The sequence below is a fragment of the Rhodococcus sp. IC4_135 genome, assembly GCF_011602025.1.
Lineage (GTDB): Bacteria > Actinomycetota > Actinomycetes > Mycobacteriales > Mycobacteriaceae > Rhodococcus_F > Rhodococcus_F baikonurensis.
In genome coordinates this window covers 47,869-69,150 of the sequence record NZ_JAAOLG010000023.1, presented here as the reverse complement: position 1 = coordinate 69,150, position 21,282 = coordinate 47,869, and the positions used below count along the sequence as shown (strand labels likewise).

The following is a 21,282-nucleotide window of genomic DNA, read 5'->3' as shown; positions in this document are numbered from 1 at the left end:
TCTTAGAAAATGAAACCGGCGACAAGGCCGATCAATGCGAGGGCCTCGGTGAATGCAATACCGAGGAACATGGTGGTACGAACCTGGCCGGCCATCTCGGGCTGGCGGACCATGCCTTCGATTGCCTTGCCCACAACGATGCCCACGCCGATGCCGGGGCCGATTGCTGCGAGGCCGTAGCCGATGGCTCCGTAGCCGCGCGACTTGGTCTCGACAACTTCCTGAGCGAGGTAAGCGATGCTCATGGTGTTCCATTCCCTTTCTGTTGACCTCTGCCGGATTCGGCAAGAGGCTCAGTTCTTGGTGTAGCTGGTGAGGAGGTAAAGGTCAGTGCTCGTCGGCGTGGAGCGCCAGTTCGATGTACACCGCGGTCAGCAACGCGAACACGTAAGCCTGCAGGAAGATGACCAGCAGCTCGAAGAACGTGAATGCGATACCGGCGATGATCGACGGAACGCCGAAGATCGCCTGGAATCCGCCGGACACGAAGAAGAAGTAGTTCGTCGCGCTGAAGAACAGCACCAGCAGGATGTGGCCGGCCAACATGTTGGCCATGAGACGAACCATCAGCGTGAACGGGCGCAGGATGAAGGTCGAGATGAACTCGATGGGCACCAACAAGAAGTGCAGGGGCAGCGGGACGCCGGGAACGACGATGCTGCTCTTGACGTACTTGAAGAAGCCGTACTTCTTGATTCCGACGTAGTTGAACACGATGTAGGCGAGCGCCGCGAGGACCAGGGGCATACCGATTCGTGCGTTCGGCGAGATGTTCAGGAAAGGAATGATGCTGGCCAGGTTGCTGGCGACCACGATGAAGAAGATCGTCGTGACGACCGGCAGGAAGCGCTTGCCCTGTTCCTTGCCCAGGATCTCCTCGGCGATGTTGATCCGAACGAAGTCGAGCGCAAGCTCAGCGGCGTTCTGCATCCCACGGGGAACCAATCGAGGGCTGCGCATCGCGATCACGAAGAAGGCTGCGACCAGCACCGACATCAGCAGACGAATCAGCATCAGACGGTCGAGCTCGAAGGGGCCCGCGTGAATCAACACGGAGGGCGGGAAAAAATCGTCTAGTGACGGCGCATGGAATTCATCCGCGGCCAGGGTGGTGACGCTCAGCGTTCTCTCCCGTAGTCGGTCCGCAGCCATCATTGACTGCGGTTCGATCGGACATTGACGATCTACAAGTCGACAAGTTCGACTCGCGCATTCGTCAGCAGCTGGAGAACCCTTGAGGGACCTGGCGTCTGTCGGTGTCGGCGACTCTCGTCGACTCAGTGGTCAGAATTTCGACCACCTGCGAGCACATGGCATCGTCGGCTGAGTGTTACTCGGCCCACCATTGCTCTCGCTTGAACCGAACCTTATCAAGTCATCTACGACATTGTGTAGATGGGGTACCTGGAAGTCCGATTAGTTACCTCTTGTAGTACTACTCGTCGTCGTCGACGTTGCTGCTGGGAGTGGGATCGACGTACGGAGTTTTGGTTCCGAGAACGCCGTACGTCTCCGCTCCGAGCACCACGACCAGCGACATGATGATGACCAGGACGAGGGCGGTCTTGTTGTAGAAATCCATGTCCGAGAGGACGAAGAGAACCACCATCGCGAGAATCATCTTGAGCAGCCACGTGCCGAGCAGAACTGCACCGGCCGTGAGCGCGGGCAGCTTTGCCGTGAGCAGCACGCCCAGCGCGGTGAACAGGATGAACCCGCCGCCGACGGCTGCGCCGATCAAAGCGCCGTAGACGCCTTCCTTGCCGGCGAACAGCCCGCCCAGGAGCGCGCCGACCACGGCCAGCGCGATCAGCCCCATCACACCCCACTTCACGGCCGACTTCATCGCGGCGGTCGAATCAGGGATGGGTTGCGAGGCAGGTACAGGCTGCGGCGTGTTCGTCACGATGCCCAAGGGTAATGGATCGGGAAACGTGGCTAGCGCCGCTGCTGCTTGCGATCGATCAAAGACGGCACGGCGGTGAAGAACAACGCAAGGACCAAACCGGCCGCGACGAGTACGACAACCAGCTGACGATTGAGCAGTGAGGATCCGACGGCACCGAAAGCCAGAACGCTGACCCACAGGTAGATGACCAGCACGACTCGTCGATGCGTGTGCCCGATCTGCAAGAGCCGGTGGTGCAGGTGCATCTTGTCCGGACTGAACGGACTCACGCCCGCTTTCGTTCGGCGGATCACGGCCAGGAGCATGTCCAGCATCGGGATGAACATCACAGCTCCGACCAGCAACAACGGCGCGAGAAGGCCGACGAGGTCGCGGGTTCCGTAGGCGGCCAGTGGAATACGACCGGATGCGCTGGTGGAGATCGCAGCCAGCATCAGACCGATCAACATCGAACCGGAGTCGCCCATGAAGATGCGTGCCGGATTGAAGTTGTGCGGAAGAAATCCGAGACAAGCACCTGCCAACGCCGCGGCGATCATCGCGGGCGGGTAGACGCTGGCGTCACCGCCCTGGTCGTGGAGCAGACCGATCGAGAAGATGAGGATTGCCAGGGCCGCGATCAGCCCCAAACCGGCGGCCAATCCGTCGAGACCGTCGACGAAATTCATGGCGTTGATGGTCGCGACGGCAACAGCCACCGTGAACAGTCCCGATTGAATCTGATCGAGGATGATGGTGGACCCACCGTCACCGCCGAACGGGTTGTAGATGATGAACCAACTGACGCCCATCACCACGAGAACTCCGGCAGCAGTCACCTGACCCACGAACTTGGTGAGCGCGTCGAGACCCCATCTGTCGTCGATCACACCCACGAGGACGATGACGGCTCCCGCAACGAGCGCAGCGTGTACGTCCGGACTACCGAAGCCGAAACCTCTTGTGAGCGCGGGTAATTGCTGCGCAAACAGCAGGCCGACAGCCATTCCGATGTACATTCCGACGCCACCGAGGCGCGGAATCGGCTCGACGTGAACGTCCCGATCACGCGGAATCGCAACGGCGCCGAACCGCAGCGCCAACAACCGGACTGCTCCGGTCGCAAGGTAGGTCACCACCGCAGCCGTACACAGCACGAGCAACAGTTCACGGATGGGAACACCCGCTCCCCCGCCACCTTGTGCCAGATATGTGGTCGCCTCGTAGGAAGTGATCACTGCGCGAGATCACCCGTCTGGCGGGGGTAGGCGGGCTTTGCCCGGACCAATTCGCGAACGCCGTCGGCAACTGATGCCAACTCGGCCTCCCCGGACGTGGTGGCGGGATCCGCGACGACTGCATGCGCAATCAACTCCCCCACGACGCTCATGTCGGCACGGTTGAATCCCTGCGTCGTCACAGCCGCGGATCCGACGCGGATTCCGGACGTGACGGCCGGCGACTGCGGATCGAACGGAATCGCATTCTTGTTGAGCGTGATCGAAGCCAGTCCGCACCTACGCTCGGCGTCGACTCCGGTGACCCCGCTTGCGCGCAAGTCGAGAAGTGCCAGATGCGTGTCGGTTCCACCGGACACAGTACGCAGGCCGCGAGCTTCCAACGACTGCGCGAGCGCCGACGCATTGGCAACCACTTCCTGTGCATACCAACGATATTCCGGCGTCGATGCTTCTTTGAAGGCAACCGCCTTCGCGGCGATCGCATGCATCATCGGACCGCCTTGAATGAAGGGGAACACCGCGCGATCGACAGCCGAGGCGTGCTCGCTGCGGCACAAGATCATTCCGCCGCGCGGGCCTCTGAGGACCTTGTGCGTCGTCGCGGAGACCACGTCGGCATACGGAACACACGACGGTATCGCTCGGCCTGCGACGAGTCCGATGAAGTGGGCGGCGTCGACCCACAGGATCGCACCGACCTCGTCAGCGATCGAGCGGAAGGCTGCGAAGTCGATGGTGCGGGAGTATGCCGTCGCGCCGGCGACGATGATTTTCGGCTTGTGCGCCAGAGCCAGGGTGCGAACCTCGTCGTAGTCGATCAATTCGGTGGCCGAATCGACGTGATAGGGAACGGTGGTGAACCACTGCCCCGAAAAGCTGACCCGAGACCCGTGAGTCAGATGCCCACCGTGCGGCAGACTCATCGCCAGCACGGTGTCGCCGGGCTTGGCGAATGCGGCGTACACCGCGAGATTTGCAGTGGCTCCCGAATGCGGTTGGACGTTGACGTGCTCAGCGCCGAACAGTGCTTTCGCCCGGTCGATCGCCAGATTCTCGGCTGCGTCGACGTACTCGCACCCGCCGTAATAACGCCGACCCGGATAGCCCTCGGCGTACTTGTTGCTCAGGGTCGAACCCAAGGCGGCCAGTACGGCGGGGCTGGTGAAGTTCTCGCTCGCGATGAGTTGAAGTCCGCCGCGCTGACGCTCGAGTTCGGCCAGCGCAATAGCCGCGATCTCGGGGTCTGCCGTGGCAAGCTCACCGAAATCCGGTCCCCAGTACGTGGATTCCCCCGCGCGCTCGCCGCCGGCGCCGACCATCGTTACGAAACTCCCTCTACAAGGCTTTCCGAACTGGTGCCCAATACCTCGGCGATGGATTCTGCCGAGACGGCACCCACTCGCAAGATACGCGGTGAATTGCCGGTCAGGTCGACGATCGTGGAAGCAACGGCGTGTTCGGCCTTGCCCCCGTCGAGATACACGCTGGCAGATCCGCCGAGCTGATCTCGAGCTTCCTCGACGGTAGTCGCCGGCGGACGCCCCGAAATGTTGGCGCTCGAGACGGCAAGCGGTCCGACATCGCGCAACAATTCAAGAGCAACCGGGTGCAGGGGCATACGGAGCATGACGGTTCCGCGGGTATCGCCGAGGTCCCAGGCAAGTGACGGCGCCTGCTCGACGACCAAGCTCAGTCCGCCGGGCCAGAACGCGCGGATCAAATCCCGTGCCTGCGGGCGCACGCTGTAGACGAGCCCGTCGATGGTGTTCCACGATCCGACCAGTACCGGGACGGGCATGTCTCGCCCGCGTCCCTTGGCGCGCAACAAACTCGTGACAGCTTCGCTGTCGAACGCGTCGGCGGCGAGTCCGTACAGGGTGTCGGTGGGGAGAACTACGAGTCGGCCGGCCTTGAGCGCGTTCTTCGCGGCGGCCAAGCCTGCGGTTCGGGAATCTGTCTGACTGCAGTCGTACACGGTGCTCACTCAGCCATCCTTTCACTCTGCACTTCGGGCGTTCGATTCCGCTGGGCTTCGACGTCGGTGGCGACACGTCTGGCGACGACGAATCGCGGACGACCGGCAAGATCGGGATGCTGCGCGACCTCGCCGAATACCCGGCGCGCCGAGAACAGCGCAGCGACGCCGTCGCCGTTGGTGTCGTCGTGCTCGATGCCCGCCGCGCCGCCGATGCGAAGCCACCGCGCGATGTTGCTGATCATCGGTTTGATGACGGACAGACCGTCGGCACCGCCGAACAGCGCGGTGTGTGGGTCGTAGTCCATGACCTCAGGCTGCAATTGCGCGCCTTCGGGGATGTACGGCGGATTGGAGACGACAAGATCGACGCCGCCCTCGAGCCCCGGCAACAAGTTCCGATCGGTGACGTCGCCCTGATGCAGATGGATCGGTGTATCACCGGCGGCCTCGCGGTCGGCGGCATTACGACGCGCCCACGCCAGCGCGGCGGGTTCCTTCTCCACGGCGTGAACGACGGCGTCGGGACGGGCCTCGGCGATGGACAGCGCGAGTACACCCGATCCCGTGCACAGGTCCAGCACTACCGGCGGCTTGCTTCCGCAACCTTCGAGGAACGAGAGCGCCCAACCCATGAGCAATTCGGTTTCGGGCCGCGGAATGAAGACACCCGGACCGACGGCGACGTCGATGTTGCCCATCGATGCGACTCCGATGATGTGCTGCAAAGGAATCCGCTTCACGCGTTGGGCAACCAACTCGTCGAACGCCGCGATGACCTCGGGATCGACCAACGGAATCAGCCCGAGACGCGTGCGTTCGACGCCGAGCAGGTGGGATGCCAACAACTCGGCGTCGGTGCGTGGGCTGGGCACACCTGCGGCGTCGAGCTGTTTTGCAGCTTCGATCAGCGCCAAACGAAGTGGAAGTCGACTCACGGGTACAGCCTGCCACGCTCGACCGACACGCGGTTCACCGAGTTCCCAGCAGTATGGAGGTCAGTCATCGTCTGCATCTACTCGGCCGCGAGACGCGCCTCTCGGTCCGCCTTACCCAATGCGTCGAGAAGTGCGTCGAGCTCACCGTCGAGCACCGCGTCGAGGTTGTGCGACTTGAACCCGATGCGGTGATCGGTGATGCGGTTCTCCGGGAAGTTGTAGGTGCGGATGCGCTCCGAACGGTCTACCGTCCGGACCTGACTCTGGCGACCTGCCGACGCTTCTGCGTCCGCGGCTTCCTCGGCGACTACCTGCAAGCGGGCGGCAAGGACCTGCATGGCGCGCGCCTTGTTCTGCAGCTGCGAACGCTCGTTCTGGCAGGTGACGACGATGCCGGTCGGAAGGTGCGTGATTCGGACAGCAGAGTCGGTCGTGTTGACGCCCTGACCACCCTTGCCGGACGAACGGTAGACGTCGATGCGCAGGTCACTCTCGTCGATCTGGACCTGCTCGACCTCTTCCGGCTCCGGGTAGACCAGAACGCCGGCGGCCGAAGTGTGAACGCGTCCCTGGGATTCGGTGACGGGCACTCGCTGGACGCGGTGAACACCGCCCTCGAACTTGAGCCGCGCCCACACGCCGTCCGGAGTATCGGACTTGCTCTTGATCGACAGCGTTGCTTCCTTGTATCCGCCGAGATCGGAAACCGTCGCGTCGAGGATCTCGACGCGCCAGCCGTGCCGTTCCGCGTAGCGGACGTACATGCGGGCCAGGTCCGAGGCGAAGAGCGCGGATTCTTCGCCGCCCTCACCGGACTTCACTTCAAGGACGATGTCGTCGCCGTCATGCGGATCACGCGGCGCCAACTGATCGGTCAGCGTCTGCTCGAGCTGCGCGACCTCGGCTTCGAGATCGGGGATCTCGGCGGCGAAGCTGGAATCGTCGACAGCGAGTTCGCGCGCGGCTTCCAGATCGTCCTGCGCAGCCGTGAGCTTGTTGTACGTCGACATGATCGGCGAGAGCTCGGAGAACCGCTTACCGACGCGCCTGGCAGCGGCAGGGTCGTTGTGCAGCGCCGGATCGGACATCTGTGCTTCGAGACCGGCGTGCTCCGCCAAGATGTCGTCGATGGCCGAGGGCTGGGTTGCGCCTGCCATGGTTCGCTCCGCTCTGAGTTTCGATTCCTACGGTGCGCGCTTGAAGGTGTTTCGACGCCGGGACCCGGGAAACGCGCAAACCGAGTGCAGGCACAAAAAAGCCGACGCCCGATCTGCGCATGGCAGATCGGGCGTCGGCGGAACAGCTAGGACTCGGTGGCCGGGACCTTGCTGTCTGCGCGCTTGCCGTAGCGAGCCTCGAAGCGAGCGACGCGTCCACCGGTGTCGAGAATCTTCTGCTTGCCCGTGTAGAACGGGTGGCACTGCGAGCAAACCTCGACGTTGATGCGTCCGGACTCCTTGGTGCTGTGGGTCTCGAACGTGTTACCGCAACCGCAGACGACGGTGGTCGCTACGTAAGTTGGGTGGATTCCTGCCTTCATGGTGTCCCTTTCAATGGTCGCCGGGTCGACGTCGCCAATCGACATCGTGAACCGGAACCGGACTCGGCCGTTCAGTATGCCAGATGCGGTACCTCACCGGATAATCCGCGTCTCGCACGCCTCGGGGTGGCTGTACGAAGTTGTCAACGCACTGCCCTTCGGTTTTGTTCCGCCCATGCAAAAGGCCCACAACCAGCTGGTTGTGGGCCTTTTGACGTCGAGTCGATCAGTCGTCGATCGCACCCGGTGCGGTCTTGGAGACCTGCATCAGGAACTCGAGGTTGTTCTTGCTCTTCTTCAGTCGATCGATCAGCAGATCGATGGCCTGATGCGAGTCCAGACCGGACAGGACGCGGCGGAGCTTGTGCAGCACCGCAGCCTCGTCCGGGCTCAGGAGCAGCTCGTCCTTACGCGTACTGGACGGGTTGACGTCCACGGCCGGGAACACGCGGCGTTCGGCGATCTTGCGATCGAGCTTGAGCTCGGCGTTGCCGGTGCCCTTGAACTCTTCGAAGATCACGGTGTCGCCGGTGGATCCGGTCTCGACCATTGCGGTAGCGATGATGGTGAGCGATCCACCGTTCTCGATGTTGCGGGCAGCACCGAGGAAACGCTTCGGCGGGTACAGCGCTGTCGAGTCGACACCACCGGAGAGGATGCGTCCGGACGCCGGCGAGGAGTTGTTGTACGCACGACCCAGACGCGTGATGGAGTCGAGCAGTACGACGACGTCCTTACCCATCTCGACCAGGCGCTTCGCACGCTCGATTGCCAGCTCGGCAACTGCGGTGTGATCTCCCGGCGGGCGGTCGAAGGTGGAGGAAATGACCTCGCCCTTCACGCTGCGCTGCATGTCGGTCACTTCCTCGGGACGCTCGTCCACGAGGATGACCATCAGGTAGCACTCAGGATTGTTGGTGGCGACAGCATTCGCGATCGCCTGCAACACGCTGGTCTTACCCGCCTTGGGCGGGCTCACGATGAGGGCGCGCTGGCCCTTACCGATGGGCATCACCAGGTCGATGACACGCGTGGTGAGAATGTGTTGCTCGGTCTCGAGGCGCAGACGCTGGTTCGGGTACAGCGGCGTGAGCTTGTTGAACTCGGGGCGCTTCTTCGCGGCCTCGACGTCGCCGCCGTTGACCGTGTCGATGCGGACCAGCGGGTTGAACTTCTGACGCTGGCTGCCCTGTTCACCGTCACGCGAGACCCGGACGGCACCGGTGATGGCGTCGCCACGGCGAAGGCCGTTCTTGCGGATCAGGTTCATGGAGACGTAGACGTCGTTGGGACCGGCGAGGTACCCGGACGTACGCACGAAGGCGTAATTGTCGAGGACGTCGAGGATGCCGGCAACCGGCTGAAGGACGTCGTCCTCGCGGATTTCGGTCTCACGCGAATCGTTGGGTGCGCCACCCTCACCGCGGTCGCGACCACGGCCACGGCGCTCGCGGAAACGGCGTCCGCGGCGTCCACGTCCACCCTCTTCGTCGTCGTCCGGTCCGTTGTTGCGGTTGTCCGTGCGCGGACCGGCATTGTTCTGGCCGGCGTTGTTCTGATTGCCACGGTCCTGACGGTCCTGGCGATCCTGGTTGCCCCGGTTGCCCTGGTTGTCCCGCTGGCTCTGGTTGTCCCGCTGGCCCTGGTTGTCTCGCTGGCCCTGGTTGTCGCGGTTTCGCTCGCGGCGGGGACGCTCGTTGCCCTGCTCGGCAGGAGCCTGCTCAGCGTCCGACTTGCCCTCGGCGCCTGAAGAACGCTCGGCCGGAGCCTCTGTCTTCGCAGACTCGGCGGCCTTCGAGGTGTCCGAGTCGGACTTTGCCGAAGGAGTGTCCTGCTCGATGCTCAGTTCACCCTGGTCGGGTGAACCTGCTCGACGTGCGGCGCCGCGACGCTGACGTCCACGACGGGGTGCAGCCTGATCGGCGTCCTCGGCGGATTCGGTACGTGCCGGCGCGGCCTCGGCAGGAGCCGATTCGGCCGCCGGAGCTGTTTCGGCTGCGGGGGTTTCGGTTCGTGCGGCGCGAGTGCTCTTGGCACGAGTGCGCGCAACGGGTGCGTCGTCGAGAGTGAGTTCACTCTGTGCGGGTGCAGCCTTTGCGCTGCCGCCCTGACGCTCCTTGATGGCTGCGATCAGGTCACCCTTGCGCATGCCGGAAGTGCCTTTGATGCCCAGTTCACCCGCAAGAGTGCGGAGTTCGGTGAGCACCATGCCGGAGAGTCCGGCACCACGGCGCGTTTCGGCACGCTTCGTGGAGGTCGCCACCGCACCGTTCGATGCTGAAGATGACGCCTGAGAATTGTCGCCTGATTCCGACCCGGCGGGTGCAGAAGTGGCGATGAGGTCCGTATCGGTCACGGAGGTCCTTTCCTTCCCTCACTCGCACTGCGCAAAGTCGAGGGTTCGTCCCGCAGTTCGATTGAATACCGAACTCGGTGGTGCCGTACGTGGTTGCTGTCCAGAACTGCCGGCTTGTCCGCCGTCACATGATTGTCGGAAACTCTCGCCTCAAACTTTTCATGCGCTCGCAAACCTGCCCAACGCGCCTTCGTCGACGATTCACTCCCCCGTGTGCTGAACCCCAGAGTCATGGAACCTCTGAGTGTTCGATCCGCGGAGGATTCAAACCTTCGGAGAAGGTACAAGCGCGAGGATCATGCCTGCGAGAATCATGCCAAGGACTGTGGACCCCGATTGGGAAGGAGTTTTGCCCCCTGGTGATGCACCGGCGACTGACGCGCACGATGTACGGACATAGCCCAGGATAGCGCCCAAACCTGAGTCCGGCAAGAATTTGGACGACTGGGTGTGTCAGTTCACTACCGATCGGTAGCGGGCAATCACCAGGACCAAGGCAGGGATCAGACGGTCGTCGTGACTACTTCCACACCGTCGGCGATATCCAAATCGAGTACACGGAGCCCGTCGGCCCGCGCAGCTTCGGCGAGTTCGACGGGGAAAGGCTCTGTGCTGAGCGCCAACACGGTGGGGCCGGCGCCGGAAACGGTCGCGGCGATACCCGCCTGACGCAGAATGCCGATCCACCGAGTCGTGAGCGGCAGAGCGGGCGCGCGTTGCGCCTGATGCAGACGATCTTCGGTGGCTGCCATCAGCAGATCCGGGCGCGCGGTGAGCGCGACGACGGCCAGGGCGCTACGGCTCGCGTTGAACGACGCATCCTGGTGCGGAACCAATTCGGGCAGAAGCCCGCGGGTGTGCGCGGTGGACGAGCGCTCCTCGGGAACCAGTGCCACGGCACGGATGTCGGGATGCACGTCGAGTTTCGCCGCAGAGTAGATCGGCTCGTCTCCTTCGACGGCCGGCGGGCAACTCCACGAGACGACTGCGCCACCGAGAACACTGGCGGACGCATTGTCCGGGTGACCTTCGAACTCGGACGAGAGTTGAACCAACTGCTCTTGCGTCAAACCGATCTCGGCATCGAGCGCGCGCGCCAGACCGTTGGCCGCTGCCAGTCCACCGACGGCCGCGGAAGCCGAGGAACCCAACCCGCGCGAATGCGGGATCGCGTTGCGGCACAACACGTCCAGGCCACTTGCCCACACTCCCGCAGCTTCGAGGCCACGCTCGATGGCGCGAACCACGAGATGCGAAGGACCCCAAGGCACGTCGGCAGCACCTTCGCCTTCGACGCGAATCTGCAGACCCGAATCCGTTGTGGTGACCACGATTTCGTCGTACAACCCCAACGCCAGACCGAGGGTGTCGAACCCCGGCCCCAAGTTTGCACTCGAGGCCGGGACGCGAGCAGTCACCGAAAGGCCGATAGGCAGGGTTATAGTCATGTCAGACACCGGATTCCGCGGAGTGGTCGATGAATCCACGGACACTATGCAAGCTCGAGGGCAGCCGCGACGGCAACGGGATCGACACCGATGGGCTCGACGTTCGGCATCCCCTTCAATGCGGTGTCAGGATCCTTGAGGCCGTTACCGGTCACCGTGCACACGACGGTCAGGCCAGGCTCGAGCCAGCCCTCTGCACGTGCGGCGAGCAGGCCCGCGACGCTGGCGGCCGATGCCGGTTCGACGAAGACGCCCTCGGTAGCGGCGATCAGTCGGTACGCCTCGAGGATCTTCTCGTCGGTGGCGGCACGGAATGCACCGTTGGACTCTTCCTTCGCCGCGACTGCGCCGTTCCAGGAAGCGGGGGAACCGATTCGGATTGCGGTGGCGATGGTTTCGGGATCCTTGACGGGTGCGCCATTGACCAACGGCGCCGCTCCGGCAGCCTGGACTCCGAGCATGCGGGGCTTGACCGTGGTCAGGCCGTCTGCGTAGTACTCGGAGTACCCGCGCCAGTACGCGGTGATGTTTCCGGCATTTCCGACCGGGAGAGCGTGTACGTCGGGAGCCTTGCCGAGGACGTCCATGATCTCGAATGCCGCGGTCTTCTGACCTTCGATGCGCACCGGGTTGACCGAGTTGACCAGACCGATGGTGGGGAATTCGGCCGTGGTCTTACGTGCCAGCTCCAGGCAGTCGTCGAAGTTGCCCTGCACCTGAATGATCTTGGCGCCGTGCATGACTGCCTGCGCGAGCTTGCCCATGGCGATCTTGCCCTGCGGGATGAGCACGGCGCAGGTCATGCCGGCCTTGGCTGCATACGCAGCGGCCGAGGCGGAGGTGTTGCCGGTGGACGCGCACAGAACTGCGCGCTGGCCGCGAGCCAAGGCGTCGGTGACGGCCATCGTCATGCCGCGGTCCTTGAAGGAACCAGTGGGGTTGAGGCCCTCGACCTTGAGGTAGACGTCGCAACCGGTGATCTCGGAGAGGTGGCCGGCCGGCAGGAGCGGGGTGCCGCCCTCGCGCAGGGTGACGGTCTTCCAGTTGTCACCGATCGCGAGACGGTCCCGGTATGCCTCGATGAGACCCGGCCATGCCTTGTGGACGGGGTTGACGATGCCGGTCATTGTTCAGTGCCTTCCAGTCGCAGCACGCTGGTCACAGCGGTGACGAATTCGAGTTCGTTGAGGGCCGCCACGGTCTCGGACAGAGCCGCGTCGGTTGCTACATGAGTGACGACCACCAGACGCGCGCCGGCGCCGGCGCCCTCCTGGCGGACGACGGAGATGCTCACGCCGTGCTTGGCGAACTCGGCGGCGACTGCGGACAGCACGCCTTCCTTGTCCGCGACCTCCATGTTCACGTAGTAGCGCGTGAGGATGTCGCCCATCGGAGCGACCTTGAGCTTGGCGTACTTGGACTCGCGGGGGCCGCGACCGCCGTGAACCTTGTTACGCGCCGCCATCACCAGGTCACCCATGACCGCGGACGCGGTGGGGGCGCCGCCTGCGCCCTGGCCGTAGAACATGAGCCGGCCGGCGTTCTCTGCTTCCACGACAACGGCGTTGAATGCGCCGTTGACCGAAGCGAGCGGGTGGCTGAGCGGAACCAGCGCCGGGTACACGCGAGCGGAAATCCGCTCCTTGCCCTTGGGCGTGACGATGCGCTCGCAGATCGAGAGCAACTTGATGGTGCAGTCGAGTGCCTTCGCCGACGCCAGGTCGGCGGAGGTGATCGTGGAGATTCCTTCGCGGTACACGTCCGCGGCAGTGACGCGGGTGTGGAACGCGATCGACGCGAGGATCGCAGCCTTTGCCGCGGCGTCGTAGCCTTCGACGTCGGCGGTCGGATCTGCTTCCGCGTATCCGAGGCGTCCGGCCTCGGCGAGGGTCTCCTCGTAGTCGGCCCCGGTCTCGTCCATCGCGGAGAGGATGAAGTTGGTGGTGCCGTTCACGATTCCGGCGACCTTGTTGACGCGGTCTCCGGCCAGGGACTGCGTGAGCGGGCGGATCACGGGGATCGCACCGGCAACAGCGGCCTCGAAGTACAGGTCGACAGAATTGGCCTCTGCAGCCTCCGCCAACTCACCGGTGTGGTCCGCGAGCAGCGCCTTGTTGGCGGTCACGACCGACTTGCCGGAGTTGAGGGAGGAGAGAATCAGCTTGCGAGGGAGTTCGATTCCGCCGATCACCTCGACCACGATGTCGACGTCGTCACGACCGACCAGGGACTCGGCGTCCGTCGTCTGCAGTTCCTCGGGAATTCCGCGGTCCGAGCCGATACGGCGAACGGCAACTCCCCGCAGTTCCAACGGGGCACCGACGCGAGCTTCGAGTTCCTCGGCCTGCTCACGAATGATCCGGACGACCTCGCTCCCGACGTTGCCGAGGCCGAGAACGGCCACACCGATAGCGCGATGCGCCGATTCGCTCGTCACTGCGATACCTCCAAGCTGAGCAGATCTTCCACTGTTTCCCTCCGCAGAATCACGCGTGAGACTCCGTCACGCACCGCCACCACGGCTGGGCGGGTGAGCAGGTTGTACCTGCTCGACATCGAATAGCAGTATGCACCGGTCGCTGCTACCGCTAGTAAATCACCGGGCCCGACGTCCTCGGGCATCCAGGTGTCCCGAATGACCACGTCACCGGACTCGCAGTGCTTACCGACGATACGTGCAACGACGGGATCAGCCTCGGAAGTTCGCGAAACCAACTTGGCTTCGTACTCCGCACCGTAGAGGGACGTGCGGATGTTGTCGCTCATCCCGCCGTCGACGCTGATGTAGCGGCGTGTCAGCGCGCTACCCACCGTGACGTCCTTGATGGTGCCGACCTCGTAGAGCGTCACCGTGCCAGGTCCGGCGATGGCGCGGCCGGGTTCGACGGCAAGCGTCGGCTCCGGCAATCCGGCCAGGGCGGACTCGTTGCGCACGATGTGACCGAGCTTTGCTGCCAGTTCGTCGACGGGCGGCGGGTCGTCGGACGGGATGTACGAGATCCCCATGCCGCCGCCGAGGTCGATGATCGAAATCTGCTTGGTCTTCTCGACTCCGAACTCGGTGACGACGTCGCGGAGCAAACCGATCACGCGGTGCGCTGCCACCTCGAAACCGTCGACGTCGAAGATCTGCGAACCGATGTGGCTGTGCAGGCCGACCAGTCGCAAGTTGTCGGCAGCGAAGACGCGGCGGACCGCGTCGATTGCCGCTCCGCCGGCCAGCGAGAAACCGAACTTCTGGTCCTCGTGTGCGGTGGAGATGAATTCGTGGGTATGCGCTTCGACGCCGACGGTCAGGCGGATCAACACGTCCTGAACGACACCGGCCTCACCGGCGACACGATCGAGTCGGTCGATCTCGATCGCCGAGTCGAGCACGACGTGCCCGACACCCGCGGCGACACCGGCGGCCAGTTCGGCGACCGACTTGTTGTTGCCGTGCATCGCAATTCGCTCAGCCGGGAAATCGGCATGCAACGCAATCGCAAGTTCGCCGCCGGAGCAGACGTCGAGCGAAAGACCTTCGTCGGCGACCCAACGTGCGATCTCGCCGCAGAGGAACGCCTTGGATGCGTAGTGCACCTTGGCATCCGGACCGAAGGCACGGGCCATGTCACGGCAGCGCGAGCGGAAGTCGTCCTCGTCGATGACGAACAGCGGGGTGCCGTACTTCTCGGCAAGTTCACTGACCTTGACACCGGCAAGGGTCACTTCACCGTCGTCGCCGCGAGAAGCGTTGCGCGGCCACACCTGCGGCGAGAGTTCACCGAAGGCTTCGGGGCTGGTCGGACGGTCGGGCAAGCCGGGGGCCTGCAACTGCTCGGCATGCTTGGGGCCGGCGGGGTGCGCGTTCACATTTGCTCCGGTGCGGTGACGCCGAGCAGTTCGAGGCCGTTGGCCAGGACCTGTCGGGTGGCGGCGCAGAGAGCCAGACGCGCGCGGTGCACGTCGGTGGCGTCTTCGTCGCCTTGCGGAAGGATGCGGCACGCGCCGTAGAAGCGGTGGTACGCACCCGCGAGCTCTTCGAGATAGCGGGCAATACGGTGCGGCTCACGCAGATTCGCTGCGCTCGACACGACGCGTGGGTACTCGCCGATCGTGCGGATGAGGTCACCCTCCTGCTCGACAGTGAGCAGGGCGAGGTTGCTCGCGTCGGCGGACAGGCCGAGGTCTGCGGCGTTGCGAGCGATCGCCGAGAGACGTGCGTGCGCGTACTGGACGTAGTAGACGGGGTTCTCGCTGCTGGTCTTGGTCCACAGGTCGAGGTCGATGTCGATGCTCGAGTCGACCGACGAGCGGATCATCACGTAGCGCGAGGCGTCGACGCCGATTGCCTCGACCAGGTCGTCGAGGGTGATGACGGTGCCTGCGCGCTTGCTCATCTTGACGGCAGTGCCGTCCTTGACGAGGTTGACCATCTGGCCGATCAGCACCTCGACGGTGTCCGGATCGTCGCCGAACGCGGCAGCGGCAGCCTTGAGACGGCCGATGTATCCGTGATGGTCGGCGCCGAGCATGTAGATACAGAGGTCGAACCCGCGGGCACGCTTGTTCTGGAAGTAGGCGATGTCACCGGCGATGTAGGCGGCGTTGCCGTCGCTCTTGATGACGACGCGGTCCTTGTCGTCGCCGTAGTCGGTGCTCTTGAGCCACCACGCACCGTCTTCGTGGAAGAGGTTGCCCGAACCCTTGAGGGATTCGACGGCCTTCTCGACCGCACCGGATTCGAAGAGCGAGTTCTCGTGGAAGTAGACGTCGAAGTCGACGCCGAAGTCGTGGAGTGTCTGCTTGATGTGCGTGAACATCAATTCGACGCCGATGGCGCGGAAGGTTTCCTGCTGCTCGTCGGCGGGCAGGTCCATGACGTCGGGACGCTGCTTCAGAACCGAGGCGGCGATGTCGGCGATGTACGCACCGGCGTAGCCGTCTTCGGGAGCGGGTTCACCCTTCGCCGCAGCGATCAGCGAACGCGAGAAGCGGTCGATCTGGGCACCGTGGTCGTTGAAGTAGTACTCACGGGTGACCAGTCCGCCCTGCGCGGACAGAATGCGTCCGAGCGCGTCTCCGACTGCGGCCCAACGGGTTCCACCGAGGTGAATGGGGCCGGTCGGGTTGGCCGAGACGAATTCGAGGTTGATCTTCTTGCCGGCGAGGGAATCACCCGAGCCGTACGACGCACCGGCTTCGAGTACCGACACGACGATCGCGCCCTGGGCGTCCTTGTCCAAGCGGATGTTGAGGAAGCCGGGTCCGGCGATCTCGGCGGATTCGATTCCGTCGGCAGCGGTGAGGGCTTCGGCGATCCAGCCCGCCAGCTCGCGGGGATTCGTGCCGACCTTCTTGGCTACCTGCATGGCAATGTTGGTGGCGTAATCGCCGTGCTCGGGGTTGCGTGGTCGCTCGACGGTGAGGGTTTCGGGTAGCACGGATACGTCGAGGCCACGATCGGCAAGGACGCTCGCTGCGGTTCCGCGGAGCAGTTCGGCAAGGTCAGCTGGAGTCACAGGTATTCATCCTATTGCCTGCACACCGGAAGTGGAGACTCGCCTCACGCCTCACTCTCCGTGAACCTGTCCGAGGCCGCTGTGGCGTGTCGCACGCCACTCTCAAAGTTTGCCCTCAGACTCGGAAAGTACAGTGGTAATGCCCGAGCTACCACCGCGTACCTTCATGCGCGGGCGCGCTACACCTCAAGCCCACACACCGAAAGAGCCCAATCGATGCCAAGCGGTTCCGATAGTCGCGGTCCCAACAAGAACTCCGGGGCCAAATCAGCCAAGGCCATCAAGGCCGCCAACAAGAACAGTCGGCCGGCCAAGAAGGGCAAGGGTGGCGTCCCCGCTCCCCGCCAGATCCCCTGGCTGTCGATCGGTGCCGGTGTGGCTGTGCTCGCACTCATCGCCGTGCTCGGTATCAATCTGTGGCCCAAGGTCGAGGAGCGGCAGGCGCTCGAGCCGTACAAGTACAGCTCGGAGAACAAGGATCCGTCGGACAAGATCGACGGCGTCCTCAAGATCGAGTACCCGGCCGGCCAGCACGTCGATTCCACTCAGCGCGTGGCGTACGACCAGACTCCGCCGTTCGGTGGCCCGCACGACGCCACCTGGGCTAACTGCACCGGAACGGTGTACGCCGACCCGATCCGCACCGAGAACGCCGTTCACTCGCTCGAGCACGGCGCCATCTGGATCACGTACAACCCCGATCTCGTCGACCAGGACCAGATCGACAGCCTCGCCGGACGCGTCAACGGCAAGTCCTACATGCTGATGTCGCCGTTCCCCGGCCAGAGCAGCCCCATTTCTCTGCAGTCGTGGGGCCATCGCCTCGAGATCGACAAGGCCGACGACGATCGCATCGATCAGTTCATCACCGCGCTGAACCAGAATCCGAACGTCTACCCCGAGGTCGGCGCGAGCTGCACCAACCCGCTGTTCACTCCGTCGACCTCGCCGTTCGACCCGACTCCTCCGGGTCCCGACGCCATCCAGATGGACGGCACGGGCGCTACCCCGGCCACCGACGAACAGATTCCCGCCGGTGGATAGTCCGGTGAACAGTTCAGAGACCACCGATCAGTCTTCGAAGCCGAGTCAGCGCACCGCACTGCTGATCATCGGTCTGATCGGCGCGATCGCCGTCGGTTTTGCGCTCGGCGCACTGACCAATCTTCTGGGACCCGACGCGAAGTCGTCCCTGACGGTTCCGGCATCGGATTCGGTGGACGTCGGCTTCGCGCAGGACATGAGCGTGCATCACAGCCAGGCTGTGGACATGGCGTCCATCGCCCTGACGAAGTCCACCGACAACGACGTACGCACGCTGGCGTTCGACATCTTGACCACGCAGCAGAACCAGCTCGGTCAGATGCAGGCGTGGCTGACCATGTGGGATCAGCCGCTGTCCAAGGTGGGTCCGTACATGGAGTGGATGTCGTCCGATTCGGGTTCCGGTCACGGATCGCACGGGACTTCGGCCACGATGGACATGGCTCATTCCGGTCCGGTCGACACCATGCCCGGCATGGCATCCCCCGAGGACCTTGCGGCTCTCCGCGCGGCGGAAGGCCTGCAACTCGACACCTTGTTCCTGCAGCTGATGCTTCGTCACCACGAAGGTGGGCTTCCGATGATGGAGTACGCAGCAGCCGACGCCACCGAGGGTCCGGTGCGCAGCCTGGCACAGACCATGGTCAACACGCAGCAGAGCGAGTCCAAGCTGATGACCGACATGTTGGCAGCTCGCGGCGCAGCGCCGCTGCCCATGAATTGAACTGAGAACTCGGACCCGACTGGGCCTGGTCCTGATTTCAGGACCAGGTCCAGTTTTCTACCTCCGGCATGTCTTCGAGGTGCTCGACGATGTAACGCGAGTGCTTTTCGAGCTGTGTGCGGCAGAACTCCGCCAACTCGGACGCCCCGGCCGGCCGGCGCTTGGAGCGTCGTAGCGCCTCGATCACGAGGTGGTAGCGGCTCATCTTGTTGAGGACAACCATGTCGAACGGTGTTGTGGTTGTTCCCTGTTCACTGAATCCGCGGACGTGGAAGCGCTCGGGACTCGGACGCCCGTGAATCAGTTCGTGCACCGCACGCGAGTATCCGTGGAATGCGAACACGACGTCGGTCTGCGCGGTGAACAAATCGAGGAAGACCCGCTCCCCGAATCCGTGGGGATGCTCGGTGGGGGTCAGCAGGGCCATCAGGTCGACGACGTTGACGACACGGGTGATCAACTCCGGCGTGTGATCGCGCAGCAACTGTGCAGCAGCCAGGATCTCCTGTGTCGGTACGTCTCCGGCCGCGGCCAGGACCACGTCCGGTTCCTGTCCGCGAGCTTCGGTTCCGGCCCATTCCCAGACCGAAGCGCCCGCCGCACAGTGCTCGTGCGCTTGCTCGAGCGTGAGGTATTGCAGGTGCGGTTGCTTGTCCACGACTATCAGATTGACGTGGTCGGTACTACGCAGGCAGTGATCCGAGATCGAGAGCAAGGTGTTGGAGTCCGGCGGTAGCCACACGCGGATCACACTGGGGGCCAAGGGAATAACGGCGTCGATCATGCCGGGTCCCTGATGACTGAATCCGTTGTGATCGTTGCGCCAGCATGTACTGGTCAACAGCACGTTGAGCGAAGCAACGGATGCCCGCCACGGCAGGTCGACAGAATGTTGGAGCCACTTGGCGTGCTGGATGAGCATCGAGACACTCACCATGGCAAACGCTTCGTAACTCGCGAACATCCCGTGTCTGCCGGACAACAGATAACCCTCGAGCCAACCCTCGCAGAGGTGCTCACTGAGGACCTCCATGACACGACCGTCCGCGGACAGTCCGTCGTCGTAGTCGGTGATCGGCAATTGCCAGCAGCGATCGGTTGTCTCGAACACGGCCCCGAGTCGATTGCTCGACGTCTCGTCCGGACAGAAGAGTCGGAAGATCCCGCCGCTGTCCTCGGTTTCGGTGGCGGCGTAGATGTCGCGCAGAAGCTCGCCGAGCACTCGCGTCGTCTCGTTGAAGGTCGAGCCCGGGGATTGAATGGGAAGCGCGTACTTTTCGAGCGGCGGCATCGGGAGATCGACGCGAAGTCGTCCACCGTTCGCGTAGGGAGTGCTCCCCATGCGCTTGTCCCCCGCCGGCGAGAGCGCCGCGAGTTCCGCGACCAGTGATCCGTTTGCGTCGAACAACTCGTCCGGACGGTACGACCGCATCCACTCCTCGAGTTGCCGCAGATGTGATTCGTTGGTTCGCACGCCGGACAACGGCACCTGGTGCGCACGATGTGTGCCCTCGACCAGGATTCCGTCGACGGTGTGTGGACCGGTCCATCCCTTCGGCGTTCGCAAGACGATTGCCGGCCACGAACCCGACCACTCCTCGCCACGGCGTGCGGCACCCTGTCTCTCGCGGATCTTCTCGTGCGCCTGCGAGATCGCTTGATACAACTGAGGAAACACCGCGTCGGGATCATCACCGGAGACGACGATCGGCGCCCACCCCTGGCCGCCGAGGTAGGCCTGGATGTCTTCGTCGCTGCTGCGTCCGTACACGGTCGGGCCAGCGATCTTGGCGCCGTTCACGTGCAGGATCGGCAGCACCGCGCCGTCGCGTCGTGGATTCAAGAATGCCGGTAGCTTCCACGAGCCGGACAACGGCCCGGTCTCCGCTTCGCCGTCGCCGATCACACAGGCCACCACGAGATTCGGATGATCGAAGGCAGCACCGGCCGCATGGGCAAGGGCGTAGCCGAGTTCGCCGCCTTCGTGGATGCTTCCGGGTGTCTGCACGCTCACGTGGCTGGGCACCCCGCCGGGAGCCGAGAATCGCCGACACATCCGATGGATGCCCTCGGCGTCGTCCGACACTTCCGGATAGATCTCCGAATACGTTCCCTCGAGATACGTCGACGCGACCAGCGCCGGTCCCCCGTGACCCGGACCCGTGACGTACAGCCAATCAGCATCAGTGGCGACGATGTGCCGATTGAGGAGCGTGTAGATCATCGACAGGCCAGGGCTGGTCCCCCAGTGCCCGAGCAGTCGAGGCTTGATGTGCTCGGCTCGCAACGGTTCCCGCAGAAGCGTGTTGTCTTTCAGATAGATCTGCGCAACGGTCAGGTAGTTGGCCGCTGCCCACCACTTCAGGTCGAGCGCGAGCTGGTCTTCGGAATAGTGGTGATCGGTCATCAACGACTCCCGTACCTCACGAGGGTGCCCGAGCAGTCCGCCCGAGCCTGTGCTCAGAGCCGAGCCTAGGCGTAAAAAGCATCCGAGTCAGTCGGTACAGATGATTCGACGACCATGGTCCCCGGTCGCATCCTCGACTGCCTCCCGCGACGACGCCATGCCGAGACGGGGACCGGTTTGGTCTTGTCCCCCCGTGATGCGCTACGCTAACGCAGCC

The 21,282-nt window shown here is 63.8% G+C and carries 18 protein-coding genes; 2 read left to right on the top strand and 16 right to left on the bottom strand.

The features are described 5' to 3' along the window. Window positions 1-2 precede the first annotated feature (2 nt). The 15 genes from G8767_RS27770 to argS all read right to left on the bottom strand — a co-directional run bounded on the left by G8767_RS27770 (window position 3) and on the right by argS (window position 16,890). The gene (locus G8767_RS27770) at window positions 3-245 is read right to left on the bottom strand and encodes an ATP synthase F0 subunit C (protein ID WP_003941327.1); all 243 of its coding nucleotides are present in this window, start codon (window positions 243-245) and stop codon (window positions 3-5) included. A gap of 82 nt (window positions 246-327) precedes the next feature. Next, entirely contained in the window at window positions 328-1,155 is an 828-nt protein-coding gene (gene atpB, locus G8767_RS27765; protein ID WP_166812993.1) for a F0F1 ATP synthase subunit A, read from the bottom strand. A 280-nt stretch (window positions 1,156-1,435) separates the two neighbouring features. Next, entirely contained in the window at window positions 1,436-1,846 is a 411-nt protein-coding gene (locus G8767_RS27760; protein WP_020970050.1) for a hypothetical protein, read from the bottom strand. A 92-nt stretch (window positions 1,847-1,938) separates the two neighbouring features. Further along, window positions 1,939-3,126 carry an MraY family glycosyltransferase gene (locus G8767_RS27755; protein WP_083954689.1) on the bottom strand — a complete coding sequence of 396 codons (1,188 nt, stop codon included), beginning with the start codon at window positions 3,124-3,126 and terminating at the stop codon, window positions 1,939-1,941. Further along, the gene (gene glyA / locus G8767_RS27750) at window positions 3,123-4,448 is read right to left on the bottom strand and encodes a serine hydroxymethyltransferase (protein ID WP_166812991.1); all 1,326 of its coding nucleotides are present in this window, start codon (window positions 4,446-4,448) and stop codon (window positions 3,123-3,125) included. The genes G8767_RS27755 and glyA overlap by 4 nt, the downstream gene beginning before the upstream one ends. A 2-nt stretch (window positions 4,449-4,450) precedes the next feature. Then, window positions 4,451-5,113, bottom strand: a complete 663-nt coding sequence (locus G8767_RS27745; RefSeq protein WP_166812989.1) for an L-threonylcarbamoyladenylate synthase — start codon at window positions 5,111-5,113, stop codon at window positions 4,451-4,453. After that, window positions 5,110-6,042: a peptide chain release factor N(5)-glutamine methyltransferase gene (prmC, locus tag G8767_RS27740; protein ID WP_095971607.1), complete on the bottom strand. Its 933-nt coding sequence runs from the start codon at window positions 6,040-6,042 to the stop codon at window positions 5,110-5,112. Before prmC ends, G8767_RS27745 begins: the two co-directional genes overlap by 4 nt. A gap of 77 nt (window positions 6,043-6,119) precedes the next feature. Then, complete coding sequence (gene prfA / locus G8767_RS27735) at window positions 6,120-7,199, bottom strand: peptide chain release factor 1 (RefSeq protein WP_166812987.1); 1,080 nt, start codon at window positions 7,197-7,199, stop codon at window positions 6,120-6,122. 146 nt (window positions 7,200-7,345) lie between these two features. After that, window positions 7,346-7,582 (bottom strand): 50S ribosomal protein L31, encoded by a 237-nt coding sequence (rpmE, locus tag G8767_RS27730; RefSeq protein WP_003941310.1) that lies wholly within the window; start codon window positions 7,580-7,582, stop codon window positions 7,346-7,348. Window positions 7,583-7,808: 226 nt separating this feature from the next. Continuing rightward, complete coding sequence (rho, locus tag G8767_RS27725; RefSeq protein WP_095971606.1) at window positions 7,809-9,938, bottom strand: transcription termination factor Rho; 2,130 nt, start codon at window positions 9,936-9,938, stop codon at window positions 7,809-7,811. A gap of 503 nt (window positions 9,939-10,441) precedes the next feature. Next, complete coding sequence (gene thrB / locus G8767_RS27720) at window positions 10,442-11,386, bottom strand: homoserine kinase (protein ID WP_166812985.1); 945 nt, start codon at window positions 11,384-11,386, stop codon at window positions 10,442-10,444. A 44-nt stretch (window positions 11,387-11,430) separates the two neighbouring features. Continuing rightward, window positions 11,431-12,513, bottom strand: a complete 1,083-nt coding sequence (gene thrC / locus G8767_RS27715) for a threonine synthase (RefSeq protein ID WP_003941280.1) — start codon at window positions 12,511-12,513, stop codon at window positions 11,431-11,433. After that, the gene (locus G8767_RS27710; RefSeq protein ID WP_007726192.1) at window positions 12,510-13,823 is read right to left on the bottom strand and encodes a homoserine dehydrogenase; all 1,314 of its coding nucleotides are present in this window, start codon (window positions 13,821-13,823) and stop codon (window positions 12,510-12,512) included. The genes thrC and G8767_RS27710 overlap by 4 nt, the downstream gene beginning before the upstream one ends. Continuing rightward, window positions 13,820-15,241 carry a diaminopimelate decarboxylase gene (lysA, locus tag G8767_RS27705; protein ID WP_124569471.1) on the bottom strand — a complete coding sequence of 474 codons (1,422 nt, stop codon included), beginning with the start codon at window positions 15,239-15,241 and terminating at the stop codon, window positions 13,820-13,822. Before lysA ends, G8767_RS27710 begins: the two co-directional genes overlap by 4 nt. Further along, the gene (gene argS / locus G8767_RS27700; protein ID WP_003941360.1) at window positions 15,238-16,890 is read right to left on the bottom strand and encodes an arginine--tRNA ligase; all 1,653 of its coding nucleotides are present in this window, start codon (window positions 16,888-16,890) and stop codon (window positions 15,238-15,240) included. The genes lysA and argS overlap by 4 nt, the downstream gene beginning before the upstream one ends. 216 nt (window positions 16,891-17,106) lie before the next feature. Here argS and G8767_RS27695 point away from each other — a divergent pair, with 216 nt between their 5' ends. Continuing rightward, complete coding sequence (locus tag G8767_RS27695; RefSeq protein WP_095971602.1) at window positions 17,107-17,934, top strand: DUF3105 domain-containing protein; 828 nt, start codon at window positions 17,107-17,109, stop codon at window positions 17,932-17,934. Between the two features lie 4 nt (window positions 17,935-17,938). After that, complete coding sequence (locus G8767_RS27690; protein WP_095971601.1) at window positions 17,939-18,658, top strand: DUF305 domain-containing protein; 720 nt, start codon at window positions 17,939-17,941, stop codon at window positions 18,656-18,658. Window positions 18,659-18,695: 37 nt separating this feature from the next. Here the strand turns inward: G8767_RS27690 and G8767_RS27685 are convergent, their stop codons facing one another. Then, entirely contained in the window at window positions 18,696-21,065 is a 2,370-nt protein-coding gene (locus G8767_RS27685) for a phosphoketolase family protein (protein WP_166812983.1), read from the bottom strand. Window positions 21,066-21,282: the final 217 nt, after the last annotated feature.

Excerpts from the sequence above, each read along its gene's own strand:
- thrC (WP_003941280.1), bottom strand. The coding sequence starts at position 12,513 with ATGACCGGCATCGTCAACCCCGTCCACAAGGCATGGCCGGGTCTCATC.
- glyA (WP_166812991.1), bottom strand. The coding sequence starts at position 4,448 with ATGGTCGGCGCCGGCGGCGAGCGCGCGGGGGAATCCACGTACTGGGGA.
- thrB (WP_166812985.1), bottom strand. The coding sequence starts at position 11,386 with ATGACTATAACCCTGCCTATCGGCCTTTCGGTGACTGCTCGCGTCCCG.
- atpB (WP_166812993.1), bottom strand. The coding sequence starts at position 1,155 with ATGATGGCTGCGGACCGACTACGGGAGAGAACGCTGAGCGTCACCACC.
- G8767_RS27770 (WP_003941327.1), bottom strand. The coding sequence starts at position 245 with ATGAGCATCGCTTACCTCGCTCAGGAAGTTGTCGAGACCAAGTCGCGC.
- G8767_RS27760 (WP_020970050.1), bottom strand. The coding sequence starts at position 1,846 with ATGAAGTCGGCCGTGAAGTGGGGTGTGATGGGGCTGATCGCGCTGGCC.
- rpmE (WP_003941310.1), bottom strand. The coding sequence starts at position 7,582 with ATGAAGGCAGGAATCCACCCAACTTACGTAGCGACCACCGTCGTCTGC.
- prfA (WP_166812987.1), bottom strand. The coding sequence starts at position 7,199 with ATGGCAGGCGCAACCCAGCCCTCGGCCATCGACGACATCTTGGCGGAG.
- G8767_RS27695 (WP_095971602.1), top strand. The coding sequence starts at position 17,107 with ATGCCAAGCGGTTCCGATAGTCGCGGTCCCAACAAGAACTCCGGGGCC.
- G8767_RS27685 (WP_166812983.1), bottom strand. The coding sequence starts at position 21,065 with ATGACCGATCACCACTATTCCGAAGACCAGCTCGCGCTCGACCTGAAG.